Consider the following 17,157-nt stretch of genomic DNA (forward strand, 5'->3'; position numbering starts at 1 on the left):
GGCGAGGAGATCACACCCAACGGCCCCATCGAGACCGAAGCCGCACGACGCCTCGCCGAGGACACCAAAGGCCAATAGCTCCGGTTGCCCAACACTTTCTGAGACGGTGCACGTGCGCATCGCCGCCGCCGCGGCCGGGGCGTCGCCGCGCACGGTGTGGCGTTAACCGGCGATCGCCCGCGAGTCCGGACGTGTGCAACCGTCGCCCAGGCGAGGCGCGTTCGCGTTCATCGATGCGTTGTGGACGCGCCTGTCGGATGCGGGCGGGAACGTGAGGGCCTTGCACCGCTGGATGCAAGAACACACAGACGAGGTACTGCCGACGCTGGGCACGCATGCCCTGCCGTCGCCGATGACGCTGTATCACGCGGTACACCGAGAGCAACGCGCAGGCCGGGTACTGGAGATCTCCAGGCCCGCCCACGCACGCCGCGACCCGGAACGCTACGACCGCGCCTTGGCCGAACCGGCATTGCCGGGCACGGTCGGTCGACGAGGCCGGCCGGATCGCCTTGCCCGTCGCTGGTGTTGTGCGGCGCCGACCCCGAGCGCACCCTCGCCCGGGCCCGGCGCCGGCTTCACGCGTGCTGACCCGGCAACAGGTGCCCCGCCTGAACGCGTCCCAAGTCCCCATTGTGCTGCGCCTGTTCCATCTGCTGTGGGACACCGCCACCGATGCCGATCTACCCGACCTCCACCCCTACACGGTCGGCCAAAGGACCCTGCACACCATTGGAAGCCGTTGTCTTACCGAATGCAGTTCCTGCGTTTCCGCTGGTGAGCCCAGGGGTGTTCGCGGCGAACGCGGTTTACGTCCACGTCGGTGGCCCAAAATTGGGCGCCGGGGTGCGGGCGTTCCTTCCGCACGACCAGCCCCGTCCCACGCGTCCTCGCCGACGGTGCCGTCGGCTTCGACGGTCGGGGTCCACGCGCTCGCGGGAACCCCGAACCGAACACAACAGCGCGCCTGGGCGGCTGCCTACCGCAGGACGGGCCTGCCCTCAAGCACCGCCTTCAGGATCTCCAGGCTTTTGCAGAATCTGTCCTCATAGAGGAACTCAGGGAGGACCGCCTCCGCCACGCCGGCGACCTTGCCTTCCCCGCCGAGGTGGACAGCGGCATTGGCTCCCTCGGCGTACTCGTCCAGGTGCCCGCGAACACAGGTGTCGGTCGTGGGTTTGCCGGCGAAGTAGATACAGCCCCGGCCGCCCATCTCAAGCCAGGTATGGGCAGACACCGGCCCCTTGACGACGAGGGCGGCCGGGTCGTACAGCGAAGTCGCGAGAAGGTTCCGGACGGTCAAAGACCGGCCGACGAACAGCAAACTGTCCCAGAGACACACCAGATCCTGTGCCACGACCGAGCCGGTGACGTAGAGCGTTGTGTAGACGTCCGCGTTGCAAAAGGTGATGGGACCGCTGACGGTTAGATCGCCATCGATGACGTAGACCGTGTCCTCGTCGTCGCAGGGCGTGTTGCCCAGCGCCAGCGCACCGTCGATCGTCAGGTCACCGCGGTGGACGTAGAAATGCTCGGGTTCCTCACCGAAATAGTCGTCGACATCCCAGCTGGTGCGGTTGCTCGCTTGGGCCATGTCGTACTGCTCCAGCGCCTCCTCAACTGGCACGGCATCCCAGTTTGCGGCGGGCGATTCGAGAAACATGCCCTCCCTTTCGACAGTGGGGTCATCGGCGGGTGGTCGCCGCCGCAGCGTTCGATAGCTGCCGTGATCCTCCCTCACAGCTACGACAGCATGCTGACGGGCGATCCGAGTGAAGGTCACTTCTCCGAGTTCCTTCATCCGAGCGTCGCCCGTCGCAGGTCGCGATCCGTCCGAGCCCTGCTGCCGAAGGCGTCGATCCCGAGGTCCAGACCTGTCGCGGCGTTGTCGGACGCAGGACGTAGGCTCCCGGTCCGATGAGGTGCGACTACAGGCGTGGTACATGCGAGATGACGGCCGGCGACGGGACTGTGAAACTGGCGGCGTTGCGGACCGAGGCCAGGCCCAAACTGCGCGCGGTCCTGTTCGCGGTGCTGGAGGGGTCGCTGCTCCGGCGCAGCTCGCAGGCCAACACCGCATTTACCGACACCGATCAGTTCGTCCGTCACCTTCGGCGGGACTCCGCGAAATCCGGTACCGCAGCGACCTGATCGACGGATGCCCGAGAAGCCGTTGTCGTGCCGAACTTGGCGTCGGGTTATAGGACTTGGTCTCCTGGCAGGGTGATTTCTGTGCTGTCCGCGCATGACAGCAGGGCCTCTTGGAATCTCAGTGGTTGTCGAAGCCGAACGAGAGGTCCAGGAGGCCCTGTTGCCACGGTGGTACGCGCTCGCGGCGGGCGAGTCCAATCCGTTTCACCGTGGGTGTGACTGCCTCGCGCACATGTACGGGAACGCGGACGGCCGGCCGATCCGGGCACGCGTGTACCCGTCGGACACGACCGATGCCGAGTGGCGGGTCGTGCGGGCGGCGCTGCCGGTGCCCGCCTGGTTGGAAGGACGGGGCGGGCAGCCGGAGGCGTACTGCCACCGGGAGATGGTCGACGCGGTGCGCTTCCTGGTCGACAACGGGATCAAGTGGCGGGCGATGCCGGCCGATTTCCCGGTCTGGACCTGCGTCTACGCGTTCTTCCGCCGCTGGCGCGACCAGGGCCTGGCCGGCGAGTTCCACGACCGGCTGCGCGCGCGGTGCCGCATCGCCGAGGGCCGGGCGGTGGAGCCGACCGCGGGCAACATCGACGCGCACTCGGTCAAGGCCGCCGCCTCGGTCCGGTCCGCGACGCGCGGCTACGACGGCGGCAAGAAGATCAACGGCCGTTATCTTGAGCCCGCAGCAGCGCGTCCCTCATGTGTGTGAAGCACTCTGAAGGTCCGCCAGTTCGCTTGGTGGATGCGGTTATCTACCGCCATCCATCACGGATGAACTGGAGGTGCGATGCGAGTACAGCGGGTGCTGACACTCGACTCGACGGCGGAGTCGTGGACGCTCATGGGGAACGATCTGCGGCCGGTCGGCCCGGTGGAGTCGTTCCTGGCCTACCTCTCCGCAGTGGAGCGGTCGCCGAACACCGTCAAGGCGTACGCCCATGACCTGAAGGACTGGTGGACCTACCTCGACGGTCGGGGTCTGGACTGGCGGACAGTGAACCTGGAGGCGATGGCCGGGTTCGTGGCCTGGCTGCGGCTGTCACCACCGGCCCGAAACGGAGCCGTCTCGGTGCTACCGACGGTCGAGCACCACTGCGCGACCTCCAGCGTGAACCGCAAGCTCGCGGCGGTCAGCACCTTCTACGAGTTCCACGCCCCGAACGGCGTCGCGGTCGCAGACCTGCTGGTGACGATGCGGCCCGCCGGGCGGCACCGGGCCGCGGCCACCTCTTACAAGCCGTTCCTGCAGCACATCGCCTCTGGCAAGCCCGAACGGCAGCGCACCATCAAGCTGAAGGCTGACCGGCGACGTCCCCGCGTCCTGACCGCCGCCCAGGCCCAGAAGATTCTGGATGCCTGTGGCCATTTGCGTGACCGGCTGTTGTTCGCGTTGCTGCTGGACACCGGGGTCCGCATCGGCGAGGCCCTGGGTCTGCGGCACGACGACATCGCCATCGCCGAACGGCAGGTGACCGTCGTTCCGCGGCAGAACGACAACCGTGCCCGGGCGAAGGCCGGCCGCTCCCGCGCCATCCCGGCCAGCGCGGAGCTGATGCGTCTGTACTCCGACTACCTGCACCGCGAGTACGGCGCCCTGGACTCCGACTACGTCTTCGTCAACCTATTCGCCGAACCGCACGGCCACCCCTGGGGCTACCCGGCCGTCTATGACCTGGTGCAACGGCTCCGGCGGACCACCGGCATCATCTTCGAGCCGCACCAGTACCGGCACACCTACGCGACCTGGCTGCTGAGGCGCGGGGAGGGCATGGAGAACGTCAAAGAGCTTCTTGGTCATGTCTCGATCAGCACCACGATCGACACGTATGGTCACCTGACCGTCGAGGACGCCCGCCGCACCCTGGAGGAAGCAGGCTGGTTCACCGGGCGAGAGGTCCGACTGTGACCGCTGGCGCCGTTCGCCCCGGCCACGAACGAGGCGGCCTGCTGGAGAGGCTACTGGCCACGGTCCGGGCGGAGTTCCGCACCGAGATCTACCGTCCCGCCCCGGACGATTTGGGCTTCGCGTCCCCCGGTTGCACGGTTGTCGACTGCGATCGCCCGGTCAGCATGCGCGGTCTCTGCAACGGGCACGCCGTGCGGTGGAGGCACCGTGGGCACCCGGATCTCGCGGCCTTCCTTGCTGACCCTGGGGCACCGATTCGTGGTCGGACGCCTCTCGCGGCCTGCCGCGTCGACGGCTGCCGCTATGGCCTCAGCTCCCGCGGGCTGTGCTCCAAGCACCACGACCGATGGGCACGAGCGGGCAGACCCGACCTTGAGTCCTGGGAGGCTCCGGCCCTGGTCAACCCCGAGGCGACTGAATGCCGTCTGCCGTTCTGCACCCTTTGGGTCGAAACTCTGCAGAAGCTGTTCTGCAAGAACCATCACGACCGGTGGAAGCGTGCTGGCCACCACGATGTCGAACGGTTCATCCTCGACTGCGAGTTGAGTGGCGGTGGGGTCATCGACCTGCGTGATTTGCCGCCCCAGCTGACGCTGGAATTCCAGTACGGGCTGCAGTGCCGGGCCGACGCTCACCATCGCGCGACCGCCCCACGCGGGGTGATGCAGGCAGTGCGATTCGCGAGATCTGCGGCGGTGTCCTCGTTGCTGGATCTCGACGAGGCCGAGTGGCGGCAGGCCGCCAAGACCCGCGTGATCCGTGATCCGGTGCTGTTCCTGATCGAGACACGTGACGCTGTCGAGACACTGCGGGACGGAGCCGGCTGGGAGGTTGAGTACGGCCGGGATATCTGGCGCCTGCACAAGCTGCCCGGCAGCATCACTCGTGCCGCAGCCACCGCCCCAAGTCCACGGGTCCGGCTCCGATTCGATGCCATTGCCCAGCCGTGGCTCCGTGACCTGGGGAAACGCTGGATGCGCTTGCGGCTGACCTCCGGGCTGAGCATCGCTGCGGCAAGGGCAGGACTGGACGCCCTGGTCTCCTTCAGTGAGTTCCTGACCCTCGCCGGTGTCGATCGGCTGGCCGACGTCGACCGCCCGCTGCTTGAACGGCATCTGGCCTGGGTCGCCTCGCGGCCGGGCGGGCACGCTGTCAAGAAGACCAAGATCGGCGGACTGAACCTGTTCTTCCAGGCCATCCGGCAGCATCACTGGGACGACACGCTGCCGGGCACGGCCGCCTTCTACCCCGGTGACACGCCGCCCGCCCCCGCGCAGGTCTCCCGCCGGCTGGCCGAACACGTCATGACCCAGGTCGAATCCGAAGAGAACTTGCGGCGATGGACCAACCCGGCGGGCCAGCTCGTCACACTCATCCTCGTCCGCTGCGGGCTGCGGATCTCCAGTGCACTCACGCTGGACTTCGACTGCCTCGTCCATGACGGCCAAGGCGCCCCCTACCTGCGGTATTTCTACACCAAGATGAAGCGCGAGGCAGCCGTCCCCATCGATGAGGAACTCCAGGCCGCCATCCGCGCCCAGCAACAGCGCACCCTGGAACGCTGGCCCGAAGCCACCACCTGCCTCTTCCCCAGGCCCCACGCGAACGTCTCCGGCAACCTCCAACTGCCCTACAGCACCTACCGCCAGATGCTGAAGCGCTGGCTGGCTACCTGCGAAATCCACGACGAGCACGGCCGCCCCGTCCATCTCACACCGCATCAATGGCGACACACTTTTGCCTGCCGACTGATCAACAGGGACGTCCCCCAGGAAGTCGTACGGGTCCTCCTTGATCACGAGTCGTCCCAGATGACAGCCCACTATGCGCGGATCACCGATCAGACGGTGCGGCGCCGGTGGGAGCAGGCGATGAAGGTCAACATCAAGGGCGAGCGCGTCGCACTGGAGAGCGACGGGCCCCTCGGCCAAGTCCAGTGGGCCAAGACCCGCTACGGCATCGCCACTCAAACTCTGCCCAACGGCTACTGCGGACTGCCCGTCCAGAAGACCTGCCCGCACGCGAACGCGTGCCTGACCTGCCCGGTCTTCCTCACCGGACCCGAGTTCCTGCCCGAGCTCCGTGAACAGCGCACCCGGACCCTGGCGCTGATCGACAACGCCACCGGCTGCGGCCACACCCGGGTCGCTGAGATGAACCAGCAGGTTGCCGACAACCTCGACCGCATGATCAGCGAGCTCCAGGACGGCCAGGACAACCCGGAGGACGCCGCCCATGCCAGCTGACAACTCCCACCTGATCGTCGCTGCGGCCCACCGGCGGGCCGCGGCAACCCGCCGACGCGCCACCTCGGCCCTGCGGCGGATGGACGCCACCGGCACCGTGATCACCTTCGAGGCAGTCGCCCGCGAAGCGGGCGTCTCCCGGTCCTGGCTCTACAACCAGCCGGACCTACGAGCCGAGATCGAACGTCTGCGAGCCCGGCATCGCCCCGTCCCCGCTGCCCGCCCGATTCCCGACCGGCAGCGGGCCTCCGAAGCATCCCTGCTGCGGCGCTTGGAGGCCGCCACCGAGCGCAACCGGCAGCTGGAGGCGGAGAATCGCGAGCTCAGGCAGGCCCTCGCCCTGGCGTTGGGCGAACGCCGCACGGCCGACACCTGCGGCATCCGCGCCACGGCGACGTCTCCAGCTGCAAGGGCGATCGGCCCGTGCTGAGGAGCTGACGCACCGGCATCGCGACCGCAGCTGTTCCCGCAGCCAACCCGGGAGGTCGGCGAGGATACGCGGTCGACGGAGGGACGCTGTTACGGCACTATCCGGGGCAAGGTCCGATGATGAGGAGCACGGTGATAAGCCAGGGCGTGAAGATCACAACACGATGCGAAGCCTGCGGCGGTGTGCTGATACTCGACACCGGCCAGTCCATCGAACGCGGGCGCCTGTGGTGGGGAACCGAGGGGGCTTGCCAGTCCTGCCCCGTCGCCTGGTGCGAGCAGGACTTCGGCGACGCGACTCCGGAGGCGATCCGCCAGGCCCTCCTCGCGGAACACGGACCCGCCCGGCTCCGGCTGACAGCGCCCGGGGCGAGTGCAGTGCCCGTCCTTCGCGCCCTTCGAGAGGTGCACGGCCTGTCACTGGCACAAGCACGGGCCCTGGCAGACGAGTTGAAGACGACCGGCCTCGTGGGCACGTTCGTCGAGATGGAACTCATAGCCGCCCGGCTCCGACACCATTCCGTCGGAGTGACAGTCGAGACATCGTCCGGCTGACCCTCCGGAGCGAGCGACACGCCGGGCGACACAATCTCCGCAGCCGGAAAGGTCTCGATTCCTCCGCGTCGAGGACACCGTCCACATCGCATTGTCCCTGGTCAGCCCCGTCCTCATTGCGATGGCTCAAGATAACGGCCGCAAGCGGCACATCGTCGTGGACACGCTCGGGCTGCTGCTTCAGGTGCTGGTCACCGCGGCCGCCGTCACCGACCGCGAGGCCGCCCGCCGGATGCTGCCCGCGCTGCGGGCGAGGCACCGCCGCCTGCGGCGTCTGTGGGCCGACGGCTCCTACACCGGCGACCTGGGGGACCAGCTCCAGGCCCAGCCCGCACGCCAGGTCCTTCACCCGCAGTTGCGCTGCGGCGCCGTCGGCCTCCACCAGCGCGACGATCCGCCGGTAGTCCGGCGCGAGCACCTCCACCGCTGTCCCCGCACGCCGGTGCGGCACCACCGCCCCGGACTTCGCAGGTTTCACGACCACCGGCACCGGCTCGACGCCCCCGGCCTGCTCCACCGACTCGGCCGGCGCCCGCGCGTCCAGAGCCTCGGCCAATTCCTCAACCGCGACCACCCGGCGCTCCAGGACCACTTCGGCCTCGCGCAACGCGGCCAGGACCCGGTCAGCCTCCGCGCGCAACCCCTCCACCCGCACCCGGGCAGCCGTCTCGCGCTCCTCCAACAACCCCATCACCGACGCCACCACGACCTCCAGCGAACGAGACGACATCACACGTCATCCCTCCCGCACGGCACCGGACTTCACGCCTGACCAGCGCAAACGCAGGAACTACATTCGGTAAGACAACGGCTTCCTACCTGACCCGTCGTCACCCGGACGATCCCCGACACCTACGCCACACCCACCGGCGCCGCCCACACCCAAGGCCTACGCACACACCCGCATGGACGAACGCCACCCCCAACCCGTGCCGTTCCGACCCCTGTCCGTACCCCAGGCCCGCACCTGGATGGCGGACAGGACCGGCCGCAAAGGCGGACGCCACTACGACCGCTGCCGCCGCTGCGCCCCCACACCCTGAGCCTGCGGACGGACGGACCTCGGCATCCCCCATGGCCCGACGGTGACCGGCTCAGTCCATGTCGATCCAGATCCGGCCGTCGTCGATCCACAGCACACCGTCGTCGTCGGTGAACGCCGGCCGGATCACCCCGTCCGCGATCACCGAATCGAAGATGACGTCCGGCTCGAGCCCCCGCGAGAACCATCCCACCGCGAATCTCCCCGAAGCTCGACAGACCCCGTCCGCCAGTCTGCGCGAAGTCCCGCACACAGTACGAGATTTCGACAACATGGGGTCACCAACCGAGGGGGACGCTCATGGCCAGGTGCCAAAAGCCGACGAAGAACAGCAAGGGTGGGCTGAGCTGCGGCAACCAGGCCCGGCCCGGCGAGCGCTACTGCGCCAAGCACTCCAGCGGCAAACGCCCCAGCGGATCGCGATCGCGAAAGAAGTCCGCCTCCGGCGGCGGCTGCGGCGGCCTGTTCATTCTGACGATCACCACACTGGTGGGCCTCGTGATCGGCGTCCTGATGTGAGCGCGGCCCCCATGGATCCGTTGGCGACGGATGGACGGCTTCAAAAATCCGATCTCATGTGAGGCAACGGATGTAGGGGGCCGGGGAGAGGAACGCGGCGCGTTGCCGGATGGTGGCCTCGATGACGTCCTCGCGGCGGGGCAGCTCCAGTGGTCCGGGCCACGGCGGGTTGCGCGATCGAGGCGGTCGCCGGTGATACTCCTGCCACCGCCGCCGCTGGGGAGGTCTTGGCCAGGCGGGCGATCCCGGACGTGATGGAACTCCTGCGCCTGTCGCGAGCCGGGTCCCGTTACGAGCACACCTGGTACCCGCCGTTGCCCGACCTGTGCGCAAGCGCAGCAAGGAGGAAGCCGACGCGGTGTGGGAGGCCCGCCCGAAGTGGCGCAACAAGAGCCTGCCGGCAGGGGATTACGCGGTCACCGCGCTGGACATGAACGCCGCGTACCTGTCCGCGCTCAAGGCCACCTGCCGATCGGCCCCTCGAACACCGCACACGCCCCGACCTGGACGACTTCGACGGACCGCGCGGCCGCAAACGCTGCCGCGCCGGCATCCACCGTGTCGACCCCCCGGCCTGGGACCACGACACCCTGCCCAATCCGCTGGGCGACCGCGACGAGCCCGGCCCGCCGTGGATCACCGACCCCACTGGCTTCGTTCACGGCAGATTGTTCATGAGCAGGCCGAGGGCGAACTCGAAGCGGTCGTGTCCGGTGCCGGAGATCAGCTCGGCGGCATGGCGTCGAGTCTGCGGGAATTTCTCGGCGGGCAGTGCGGTGAAGCGGTCCAACAACTCCTCGTGGCTGAGTACCCATTCCTGATCCTGGTGCCGGCGTCGTTGCCGGACCAGCGACTGCTCCAGTGCATAGGCGCTGACGTAGAGGGACAGCGCGTCGCGGGCCCATCCGGCCGTCCGCGGTTCGATGCCGCCCGCGAGCAGGATCGCCAGGATTCCTTCGCCGACCCGCAGCATCTCCGGGTTGGTCGACACCATGGCCAGCGCGGCGCGCGAGACTCCGGGGTATTGCAGGTACAGGTCGCGGATCTGCGTGTACACCCCGAACAGCTGCTCGCGCCAGGCAGCCGGGTCCGGTTCGGGGAGCGCGACCTCGGCGTAGAGCCTGCCGATCAGGAGATCGTCGATGTCGTCCTTGTTGACGATGTGCGCGTACAGCGACGACGGACCGGTGCCGAGTACGGCGGCGACCCGGCGGATGGTCAGCGCGTCATACCCCTCGGTGGCGACGACTTCCAGGGCGGCGTCGGTGCTCCGTTCGACGGTGATCGGCTTCTTGCGTGGCGCCGACGCGGCGGCCTCCGGTGAGGGTTGGGCGTGGCGAGCTGCGCGGCGCTGGCGGGGATCGGCGGACATGCCGGCCACTATAACTTGACACGATCTAAGTTCGTTGCGTAGAACTTAGTTCGTCAGAGGGAACGAACTTAGTTCGTATCGATGTCCCGGAGGTGTGTGATGCGAGTTTCCGTTGTCGGAGCCGGTCTGGGAGGTCTGGCTCTCGCGCAGGGTCTGCGTGGTGCCGGGATCGAGGCCGACGTGTTCGAGCGCGACCCGGGGATCGTCGCACGGTTCCAGGGCTACCGGCTCGTGCTGGACCCGATCGGTTTCCAGGCGCTGCGCGACTGCCTGCCGACGCGCTGGCACCCGCTGCTGGACGAGATCGTCATGGACGCCTCCGCCGAGCAGCTGATCCTGGACCCGCAGCTGAACGAGATCGGCAGGCTCGGCGCGGGCCGGACCGGCATCGTGGTCGACCGGCAGGTGTTGCGACACCTGTTGCTGACCGGCCTCACCGTGCACACCGATGCCGCGCTGACCGGCTACGACGTGCCGGCCGACGGCCAGGTCCAAGCCCGGTTCGCCCGCCGCGACCCGGCCACCGCCGACCTGCTCGTCGGCGCGGACGGCGTCACCTCCGCGGTCCGCGGGGTGTTGTCGCCGCAGACCACCCCGACCGACACCGGCGTCCGGTTCGTCATCGGCCGCACCCCGCTGACCGACGAGTTCGCCGGCCTGTCCAAGGCATACGGCTCGAAGATCACGGGCGACGGCGTCAGCCTGCTGCTCGGCGCGATGCGCTTCCGAACCCCGCCGAAGCAGGCCGCCGAGCAACTGGCCCCCGAAGTCACGCTGCCCGACATCGCCGACTACGTGCGCTGGGCCATGATCCTGCCGCCGAACGGCTCGCCGGAGGACCCGACCGCGCAGGACGCCGTGCTGTCCAGGATGCAAGGTTGGCACCCGGAGCTGCGCGCGCTGATCGAGCAGGCCGACCCGGACAACAGCACGCTGCTGTCCATCCGGGTGGTCAAGCCCGGTGAGCGCTGGGCGTCCGGCCCGGTCACACTGCTCGGCGACGCGATCCACGCCACCTCCCCGACCGGCGGCAACGGCGCGAACACCGCGCTGCGCGATGCCGACCTGCTGCGCCGCTGCCTGATCGAGGCCAACGAAGGCCGCCGGGATCTGCTCGGCGCGGTCGACGACTACGAGCGGCAGATGTTCGAGTACGGCGCCGAGGCCGTGCGCAGCAGTCTCGAGAAGCTGCCCGCCTTCGCCCCCGAAGCGAAACTGTCCTGAGGCCGAAATTCACCTTGCGCGATCGACCGGACCCGCCCGGTCGTGGACATACTGATCCCCGCCTGTTGACGACGCGGTCGACTACCGCAGGGCCGGCGCGGGCCGCGTCGGGAGACCCGTCCGGTGGTTCGTCTCCGCGGGGCTGGGGCTGGTGCCGCCGTGTGATGCGCTGGGGCCGTTACCCCGGTCCGGGGCGACAGCGTCCAGGCGATGGTGTCGCCGTGTATCGCGAGGCCGACCACCGAACCGATGACCGACATACGCACGGCGTGCCTGCGGCCCGGGCCGACCGCGCCGGCGGTCGGCGGCTTCCCGGCCTGCTCCTCGCCCGGATCGAGGACCCGATCGGGTCGCCGGTCGATGCGAGCGCCGCTGTGGTCCCCGTCGCCCGGGACGGCATCCGACACGGTGCGACTGTTCTTCCCGCCGGTTGTGTTGCTCGGACTGTTCGTGGTCAGCCTGCCCCTGCCCGCCTACTCCACCGACGATGGTGGCTGGATCGTCGTGGAGGCTTTCGGCGAGGGTGGGCGCCTGAGCATGGGTGTCTTCGTCGGCCTGGCGACGACCCTGACGCCACGGGGGTGCTTGCCCCGGACTCCGGAGTGCCGGCACGGGTGACGGGCTACGCGGGAGCGGTACTCACCCTTGGCTGCCTCCTGCGACTGGACACGTCCTCCGGCTCCTCGTATTTCGACGTCCTGGGCGGCCGTCACCGTGCCGTGCCGACCCACCTCGGACTGTGGCTCTTCCACCTGACGGCAGTCCTGACCGTCGCTACGTACATCCACCGCGACATCCGCCTTCAAAGGGGGAACATCCGTTCGTAGGCCGCCCGTCGGCAGCTTCACCGCGGCTACGGGCCGGCGTGTCGGTGGGCCTGAGGTGGGCTGGCCGACTGAACCCACCAAGGCGGGCGGTGTCTCATGAGACATCGCGAAGTCTGGAGAAGGACGACTTCCGTTCCTGGGTGGCCCGCCCGGTCGGCGGCCCGGCGCGGTCCTGTCCCGCAGGGGCACCGACCTGTCGGACGCGTTCGCGGACATCGCCCGGGCCGCCGACCGGGACCTGCCCGACGTGGACGTGCTCTTGGACAGCGTTATGTCACCTGCCGGCGTGTCTCGGGTGCCGGGTGTCTCACGCCGCGGATTGCTAGGAAATGCCCGCTAGTGGAGCGGCGGTGAACGCAAGGACGCACTTCGGACACTGGGTTGTACGTTGCTCGCGGGCGTACGTGTCTGCGTGTTCCATGGTGGGCGGGATGCCGGAAAAGGGCCCACCCACGCCCATGCTGGGCAACGATCGTGCGTATGGGACGACGCCGCCGGTTCGAGCGGCTTTGCATCATGGCGGCGTTTGGCCCCGGTGGCCTGGGTACGTCGATTCCTCGCGCGCCGATCGTCGATCCGCCGGCTTTCCCCAACGTGAGTGCGAGTCGCCCCGTCCCATCCGCCGTACTCGGTGGTGGGGACGGGACCGCGATGCCCGTCTCCGTCCTGCGGTTTTGTCGTGGGTCGGTGCGTTCGCGGAGCCGCGTGGCCTGAATGCCCGACCTGGTGTCGGCCAACCTTTCGAGGTGTCTTGTGACGTCCGGAACGCCTTCCGATACTGGCACCTGGCCACCGCGAACCACTCACCGACCGCACATGTGGGGCGGTCCCGGGAGGAGACGCCATGCCGCCTTTCGATGAGCCCGTCGACGGAGTACTCGCACCCCGCTCGGGGGCCGAGGGGACCCGCGCCGCGAAATTCGACACGAGCGGAGACATCTATACCGAGTTCAGCGGCTTCCAGTACACGATCCACCTGAGCAGGGAGGCGGTCGGGTGGATCAGCACCATGGAGAAGCTCTTCGACGCTTACCTGGAAGTGTCCATGGAGGCGCTGGAGGAGGTCGCGCCGTTCTTCGACTTGATCAGTGCCTACATCCAGGCCGAGGTGACGGTGATCGAGGCCGTCTCGGAGACGGTGCCGGACGGACGGGTCAAACTGGTGGGGGTCATTCCCTTTTCCACCCTGGTGCCCGAACCGGACGAGGGCTACGTCCCCCCGGGAGGCTGGAACCCTCCGGCCGTCGTGAACGGCCTGCGGTGGTGGACCGTGAACTCCATCAACCTCTACAACAACCGTTGGTGTTTCACCGCCACCAATTCGAACCCGAACGCGTCTTCGGTGTCGTCGATCTACTTCACCACGGACTACGACGGAAACTCCATGCACATCAACCCCCGGGATTTCCGGGACACTTACGGATGGACCAGCCTCAGGGGCCATCGGGAGTTCGACAGCGGGCTGGACACGTGCGTCTACGTCAAGCGCACCGGGATGTGGTGGCTGTTCAACGGCATTTACTGCGCGAGGACGAACGGCTACGGAGACACTGTCACCTGGTCGCCGCAGAAACTGACGGACGTCTGGAGGGGGTTCGCCCGGATCGCCAACGGAGAATTCGGCCAGGACGAGAGGGACCAATGGGCCGGCGGCGTCTCCTGCGTCACGGCCATCGACGACTACTACCTGTTCACCGCAGGAAACCGGGTCGCCTTCCTCGACGCGGGCAGCGGAGACTTCAAAGCCGACTGGCCCCGCCCGGTGGGTCTGACCGACGTATGGCCGGCTCTCGAGAATCTCCCCGCGGCCGGCATCAGGGACGGCAGCGGACCGAAGGCCGTGTGCTGGTACCAACACGGCAACACGAAGACATGGCTCCTGGTCTTCCACAGCAAGATTTTCGTCAACAGCTCCGCCTTCTACAGCCCGGTCGGCTTCATCTACGACTACCTGGCATGTCGATCCGACGTGGCGAACGAGCACTACAGCTGGAACGCCATGTTCAACTACCTGAACGGCCCGTGGCCCTACCCCCGCTGCGATTGACCGGCGTCGCCCCGGGGGCGCGTCGTCCCCGGGGCATCCGCGTGTGGCTTGGCGGCCTGCCGCGCCCCACGCGGTACCGGGCCCGGTGCGATCGGAATTTCGGCGGGCACGACCGTTCGCGGCGTGCGATCGGTGGGCGCGACAGCTCCTCGACGCGGAGCGGGACGTTTCCCGTGTCGCCGAACCGTCACCCGGCCGTTCAGAATCGCCCGGTGTCGCGCGTTCGATGGTACGTACGGCGCCCCGTTCGCCGCCGCGATGCCCCGGCGGGCCGGCTCGATTTCGCCCGGACGGGTAGCCGGGCGGGCGCCCTCGCCATTGGTGAGGCGGGAGGGGACACTGTCCTGTGTCAGCGAACCTTGATCGTGTCACCGAAGGTTGAGCGCCCCCAGCCGAACGGCGGTGTACGGAGTGCCGTTCGGCTGAATGACGCGCACGTGCAGGTGAGCGAGGTCCGCACCCGGTGAGTCGGGGCGGACCTCGCGTCATGTCCGGGGTGCCTCGCCGGGGAAGCGGAGCGGTTTCTCAGCCTGCGCTGTCCCCGTCGGCGGCAGCCGCGGCTGTGGCGAGTTCCTTGACCCATGGGACGTTGCCGGTGTTGGCGACGTAGCGGGCTGCGACCCATGCATTTCGGTCCCGCAGCAGGTACCAGATGTTGTTGCCGTCGATGTCCTGGGCGCGGACCTTGCCGCGCAGGCCGACCGTGGCCCCGGACGGCAGTGTGCCCAGGGCAGGCGCGTCGGTGGAAGGAGCCTGGCGTTCGTGGACGCCTGCCTGGCTGACTACGGTGCCGTACGGCTTGTCGGGCTGAGAAGCCATCTATTCCTCCGTGGAAGCAGTGGGCGGCCGTCACCCGGAAGGCCCGGCCATGTGTGTCGGCGCCTACATTCCCCGGTCCCACTCATCTATGCACGTCTCGTAGACAATCAATTACGCTGTGTGATTATAGGCAGAGGAGGCGGTACGGCTTCTCGGCTGCCTGCACTGCCCATCTGCCTTGGATGATCAAACTCCGATGACATCGATCCTTGATCGGTAAAAGCCCTGGTCGCGGGCGCGAAGGGCTGCTCCGCCTCGGCTCGGTACCGCCGAGTGTCCCTGGGCGCCGCGTTGGTTCGACTCTGCCGGGGCCTCTGACCAGCGCGATTAGTCTTCGATGACACAAACTCGCGTTCGTCAAGGTTCGATGGCATGCGATCAAGATTCGATGACGCCGGACAACACGCCAGCGGTGTGTACGGCAACGACAGCGGCGACGACGACCCCCCGGAGTGGGAGCCGCCGAGTCGTTTCGCCCGCGTCCTCGCCGAGAAGCAGGGTTCGCAACCGCAGCGGGGCAGGGCCGGTGTCGCTCCGCCGGGGTGGCCGCCCGCAGTGCGCCCGCCTGGTGTCGAGGGCTGGGAGGACACGGCCGTCACATGGTTGTTCGATCTGTGCCCGCCCGGCTACCGCGGCCACGACGTCCTGCGCAGGCAGCCGCTGCGCCTGGCACGGAATGAGGAAGGCGTTGGTGCTCGGGCGCAGGATGGCACCGGTTTCCGGCGATCGGGTGACCCCGTTGCCGGAGTACCGCTACGACCCCTTCGTCGGCGCGAACGTGGTAGCGGACGGGCGCGTGTTGGTGGAGGCGGTGGATCCGGTGATCGTGGCGAACTACACCAGCACCCAGGACCAGGGCGGCGTGCGCCGCAAGGACGACCAGGTAGTGCGCCGCGCCGACGCCCGGGTGATCGTCGTCGCGGCCGAGGACGACTTCACCGCCGACCTGGTCGTGCGCCGACTCGACCGCGACACGTTCGTACGCCTGGACCCCGGCCGCCTGCGCGAGGGCGTCACCGTGACGGGCCGATTCGCCGCGGGGTGGTCGTGCGTTCAGCGGCAGCCACAGGGTTTCGGCCGGGGAGGTCCCCGGCGTCCACACGCCGGTGGCGATCGGCACGGTGGTGGAGGTGCGTAGGCGAAATAGGGATTCATCGGACCTCCTTGTCCGGTGTCTGTCGGTGTTTCGACCGCACGTATCGGTGCTGGTCACAGCGTTGTACGGACAGCGGACGAGGGGGGTGGGTGCATTCTCCGACGCACGGGGCGCCCAGTGGGGGCGCCCCGTGCGTCGAGGAGCACGCCATGCCCGAGCGACGTCGACCGGTACCGCGGCACGAATCCCGCCCGAAGTCCCCGTCCGGTGACGGTGTCGCCGGCGCGGTGGTGTTGCGCGGCCGGGTCCTGGCTGCCCTCGGCTGCGTCCGCGTCGCCACACTCGCCCAGCTGCGCGAACTGCTCACCCCCGACCACACAAGCACCACACCACCTACCTGCGCCGCGTCACCCTCACCCAGGAACAGCGCGGCCTGGTCGCCCGAGTGCGTCACGGGCGCACCGACGTCTGGCATCTCACCCGGGCCGGGCAGGCCGCTATCACCGCGCCCGGTGCCCCGCACCGACCGCGCGCCGCGACCGGCGAGGCCGCGCTGCGCGGCGGCCTGGCCGCCCACGCCGTCACCGCCGCCGCGTGCGTACGCCACCACGCCGGCCCCATCACCGGCTGGGACGTCGAGGTCGAACACCGCCTCGAGCGCCGCCGCCTGAGCGCCGACGCCGTCGCCCGCCTCGACACCACCGACCACCGCGACACCGGAGTACGCCTGATCGAACTCGACCGCGCCACCATGCCCCCTGCACCGCCTCGCCATGAGAATCGACACCTGGACCCGCTGGGCCGAACACCGCANCCACGAAGGNCCNCGCCACCTCAACGGCTCCACCCGCGCGGTGTGGCGCGAGCGGTACCCGGGCCGCAACTGCCCGCCGCTGTGTGTGGTGACCACCGGCGCCGACCCGAGCG

17 protein-coding genes and 1 pseudogene are annotated in these 17,157 nt (G+C 68.6%); 13 read left to right on the plus strand and 5 right to left on the minus strand.

Annotation, left to right across the window (positions count from 1 at the left end; translation table 11 throughout):
* Positions 1 to 801: 801 nt before the first annotated feature.
* Together A3IC_RS73870 and A3IC_RS0143670 are read right to left on the minus strand one after the other, a co-directional pair.
* A pseudogene (locus A3IC_RS73870) lies at positions 802 to 940 on the minus strand (IS1380 family transposase); the annotation flags it as partial.
* A 39-nt stretch (positions 941 to 979) separates the two neighbouring features.
* Positions 980 to 1,801: a hypothetical protein gene (locus A3IC_RS0143670; protein ID WP_158696340.1), complete on the minus strand. Its 822-nt coding sequence runs from the start codon at positions 1,799 to 1,801 to the stop codon at positions 980 to 982.
* A gap of 149 nt (positions 1,802 to 1,950) precedes the next feature.
* Between A3IC_RS0143670 and A3IC_RS0143675 the strand changes: the two genes are divergently transcribed.
* The 7 genes from A3IC_RS0143675 to A3IC_RS72790 all read left to right on the plus strand — a co-directional run bounded on the left by A3IC_RS0143675 (position 1,951) and on the right by A3IC_RS72790 (position 8,056).
* Positions 1,951 to 2,151: a hypothetical protein gene (locus tag A3IC_RS0143675; protein ID WP_020556383.1), complete on the plus strand. Its 201-nt coding sequence runs from the start codon at positions 1,951 to 1,953 to the stop codon at positions 2,149 to 2,151.
* A gap of 121 nt (positions 2,152 to 2,272) precedes the next feature.
* On the plus strand, positions 2,273 to 2,857 hold the full coding sequence (locus tag A3IC_RS59995; RefSeq protein ID WP_245599828.1) for a transposase: 585 nt from the start codon (positions 2,273 to 2,275) through the stop codon (positions 2,855 to 2,857).
* Between the two features lie 78 nt (positions 2,858 to 2,935).
* Entirely contained in the window at positions 2,936 to 4,054 is a 1,119-nt protein-coding gene (locus A3IC_RS0143685) for a tyrosine-type recombinase/integrase (RefSeq protein WP_020556385.1), read from the plus strand.
* Entirely contained in the window at positions 4,051 to 6,300 is a 2,250-nt protein-coding gene (locus tag A3IC_RS0143690; protein WP_026219415.1) for a tyrosine-type recombinase/integrase, read from the plus strand. The genes A3IC_RS0143685 and A3IC_RS0143690 overlap by 4 nt, the downstream gene beginning before the upstream one ends.
* Positions 6,290 to 6,730 (plus strand): DUF6262 family protein, encoded by a 441-nt coding sequence (locus A3IC_RS0143695; protein WP_026219416.1) that lies wholly within the window; start codon positions 6,290 to 6,292, stop codon positions 6,728 to 6,730. Before A3IC_RS0143690 ends, A3IC_RS0143695 begins: the two co-directional genes overlap by 11 nt.
* Positions 6,731 to 6,861: 131 nt before the next feature.
* A complete protein-coding gene (locus A3IC_RS0143700) occupies positions 6,862 to 7,284 on the plus strand; it encodes a hypothetical protein (protein WP_191864083.1) in 423 nt (140 codons plus the stop codon).
* A 121-nt stretch (positions 7,285 to 7,405) separates the two neighbouring features.
* The gene (locus A3IC_RS72790; RefSeq protein WP_191864084.1) at positions 7,406 to 8,056 is read left to right on the plus strand and encodes a transposase; all 651 of its coding nucleotides are present in this window, start codon (positions 7,406 to 7,408) and stop codon (positions 8,054 to 8,056) included.
* A 322-nt stretch (positions 8,057 to 8,378) separates the two neighbouring features.
* On the opposite strand, the gene A3IC_RS69410 is transcribed toward A3IC_RS72790, so the two are convergent.
* Positions 8,379 to 8,519 carry a hypothetical protein gene (locus tag A3IC_RS69410; RefSeq protein WP_020556390.1) on the minus strand — a complete coding sequence of 47 codons (141 nt, stop codon included), beginning with the start codon at positions 8,517 to 8,519 and terminating at the stop codon, positions 8,379 to 8,381.
* Between the two features lie 107 nt (positions 8,520 to 8,626).
* Between A3IC_RS69410 and A3IC_RS0143715 the strand changes: the two genes are divergently transcribed.
* Positions 8,627 to 8,845 (plus strand): hypothetical protein, encoded by a 219-nt coding sequence (locus A3IC_RS0143715; RefSeq protein ID WP_020556391.1) that lies wholly within the window; start codon positions 8,627 to 8,629, stop codon positions 8,843 to 8,845.
* A 658-nt stretch (positions 8,846 to 9,503) separates the two neighbouring features.
* Here the strand turns inward: A3IC_RS0143715 and A3IC_RS0143725 are convergent.
* Positions 9,504 to 10,217 (minus strand): TetR/AcrR family transcriptional regulator, encoded by a 714-nt coding sequence (locus A3IC_RS0143725; RefSeq protein ID WP_040878270.1) that lies wholly within the window; start codon positions 10,215 to 10,217, stop codon positions 9,504 to 9,506.
* A gap of 99 nt (positions 10,218 to 10,316) precedes the next feature.
* Here A3IC_RS0143725 and A3IC_RS0143730 point away from each other — a divergent pair, with 99 nt between their 5' ends.
* From A3IC_RS0143730 to A3IC_RS0143745, 4 genes are all read left to right on the plus strand, one after another.
* Complete coding sequence (locus A3IC_RS0143730; protein ID WP_020556394.1) at positions 10,317 to 11,441, plus strand: FAD-dependent oxidoreductase; 1,125 nt, start codon at positions 10,317 to 10,319, stop codon at positions 11,439 to 11,441.
* A gap of 249 nt (positions 11,442 to 11,690) precedes the next feature.
* Positions 11,691 to 12,059, plus strand: a complete 369-nt coding sequence (locus tag A3IC_RS0143735; RefSeq protein ID WP_026219418.1) for a hypothetical protein — start codon at positions 11,691 to 11,693, stop codon at positions 12,057 to 12,059.
* Positions 12,056 to 12,268: a hypothetical protein gene (locus tag A3IC_RS0143740; protein ID WP_020556396.1), complete on the plus strand. Its 213-nt coding sequence runs from the start codon at positions 12,056 to 12,058 to the stop codon at positions 12,266 to 12,268. Before A3IC_RS0143735 ends, A3IC_RS0143740 begins: the two co-directional genes overlap by 4 nt.
* An 844-nt stretch (positions 12,269 to 13,112) precedes the next feature.
* Positions 13,113 to 14,315, plus strand: a complete 1,203-nt coding sequence (locus tag A3IC_RS0143745; RefSeq protein ID WP_020556397.1) for a hypothetical protein — start codon at positions 13,113 to 13,115, stop codon at positions 14,313 to 14,315.
* Between the two features lie 525 nt (positions 14,316 to 14,840).
* Here the strand turns inward: A3IC_RS0143745 and A3IC_RS60000 are convergent.
* The gene (locus A3IC_RS60000; protein ID WP_020556398.1) at positions 14,841 to 15,134 is read right to left on the minus strand and encodes an SH3 domain-containing protein; all 294 of its coding nucleotides are present in this window, start codon (positions 15,132 to 15,134) and stop codon (positions 14,841 to 14,843) included.
* Positions 15,135 to 15,825: 691 nt separating this feature from the next.
* Here A3IC_RS60000 and A3IC_RS70410 point away from each other — a divergent pair.
* Positions 15,826 to 16,272, plus strand: coding sequence for a hypothetical protein (locus A3IC_RS70410; protein WP_191864085.1), 447 nt, complete (start codon positions 15,826 to 15,828; stop codon positions 16,270 to 16,272).
* Positions 16,273 to 17,157 lie beyond the last annotated feature (885 nt).

The organism is Embleya scabrispora DSM 41855, assembly GCF_000372745.1.
Classification (GTDB): domain Bacteria; phylum Actinomycetota; class Actinomycetes; order Streptomycetales; family Streptomycetaceae; genus Embleya; species Embleya scabrispora.

Excerpts from the sequence above, each read along its gene's own strand:
- A3IC_RS0143670 (WP_158696340.1), bottom strand. The coding sequence starts at position 1,801 with ATGAAGGAACTCGGAGAAGTGACCTTCACTCGGATCGCCCGTCAGCAT.
- A3IC_RS0143675 (WP_020556383.1), top strand. The coding sequence starts at position 1,951 with ATGACGGCCGGCGACGGGACTGTGAAACTGGCGGCGTTGCGGACCGAG.
- A3IC_RS0143685 (WP_020556385.1), top strand. The coding sequence starts at position 2,936 with ATGCGAGTACAGCGGGTGCTGACACTCGACTCGACGGCGGAGTCGTGG.
- A3IC_RS0143695 (WP_026219416.1), top strand. The coding sequence starts at position 6,290 with ATGCCAGCTGACAACTCCCACCTGATCGTCGCTGCGGCCCACCGGCGG.
- A3IC_RS72790 (WP_191864084.1), top strand. The coding sequence starts at position 7,406 with ATGGCTCAAGATAACGGCCGCAAGCGGCACATCGTCGTGGACACGCTC.
- A3IC_RS0143715 (WP_020556391.1), top strand. The coding sequence starts at position 8,627 with ATGGCCAGGTGCCAAAAGCCGACGAAGAACAGCAAGGGTGGGCTGAGC.
- A3IC_RS0143725 (WP_040878270.1), bottom strand. The coding sequence starts at position 10,217 with ATGTCCGCCGATCCCCGCCAGCGCCGCGCAGCTCGCCACGCCCAACCC.
- A3IC_RS0143730 (WP_020556394.1), top strand. The coding sequence starts at position 10,317 with ATGCGAGTTTCCGTTGTCGGAGCCGGTCTGGGAGGTCTGGCTCTCGCG.
- A3IC_RS0143735 (WP_026219418.1), top strand. The coding sequence starts at position 11,691 with ATGACCGACATACGCACGGCGTGCCTGCGGCCCGGGCCGACCGCGCCG.
- A3IC_RS0143745 (WP_020556397.1), top strand. The coding sequence starts at position 13,113 with ATGCCGCCTTTCGATGAGCCCGTCGACGGAGTACTCGCACCCCGCTCG.
- A3IC_RS60000 (WP_020556398.1), bottom strand. The coding sequence starts at position 15,134 with ATGGCTTCTCAGCCCGACAAGCCGTACGGCACCGTAGTCAGCCAGGCA.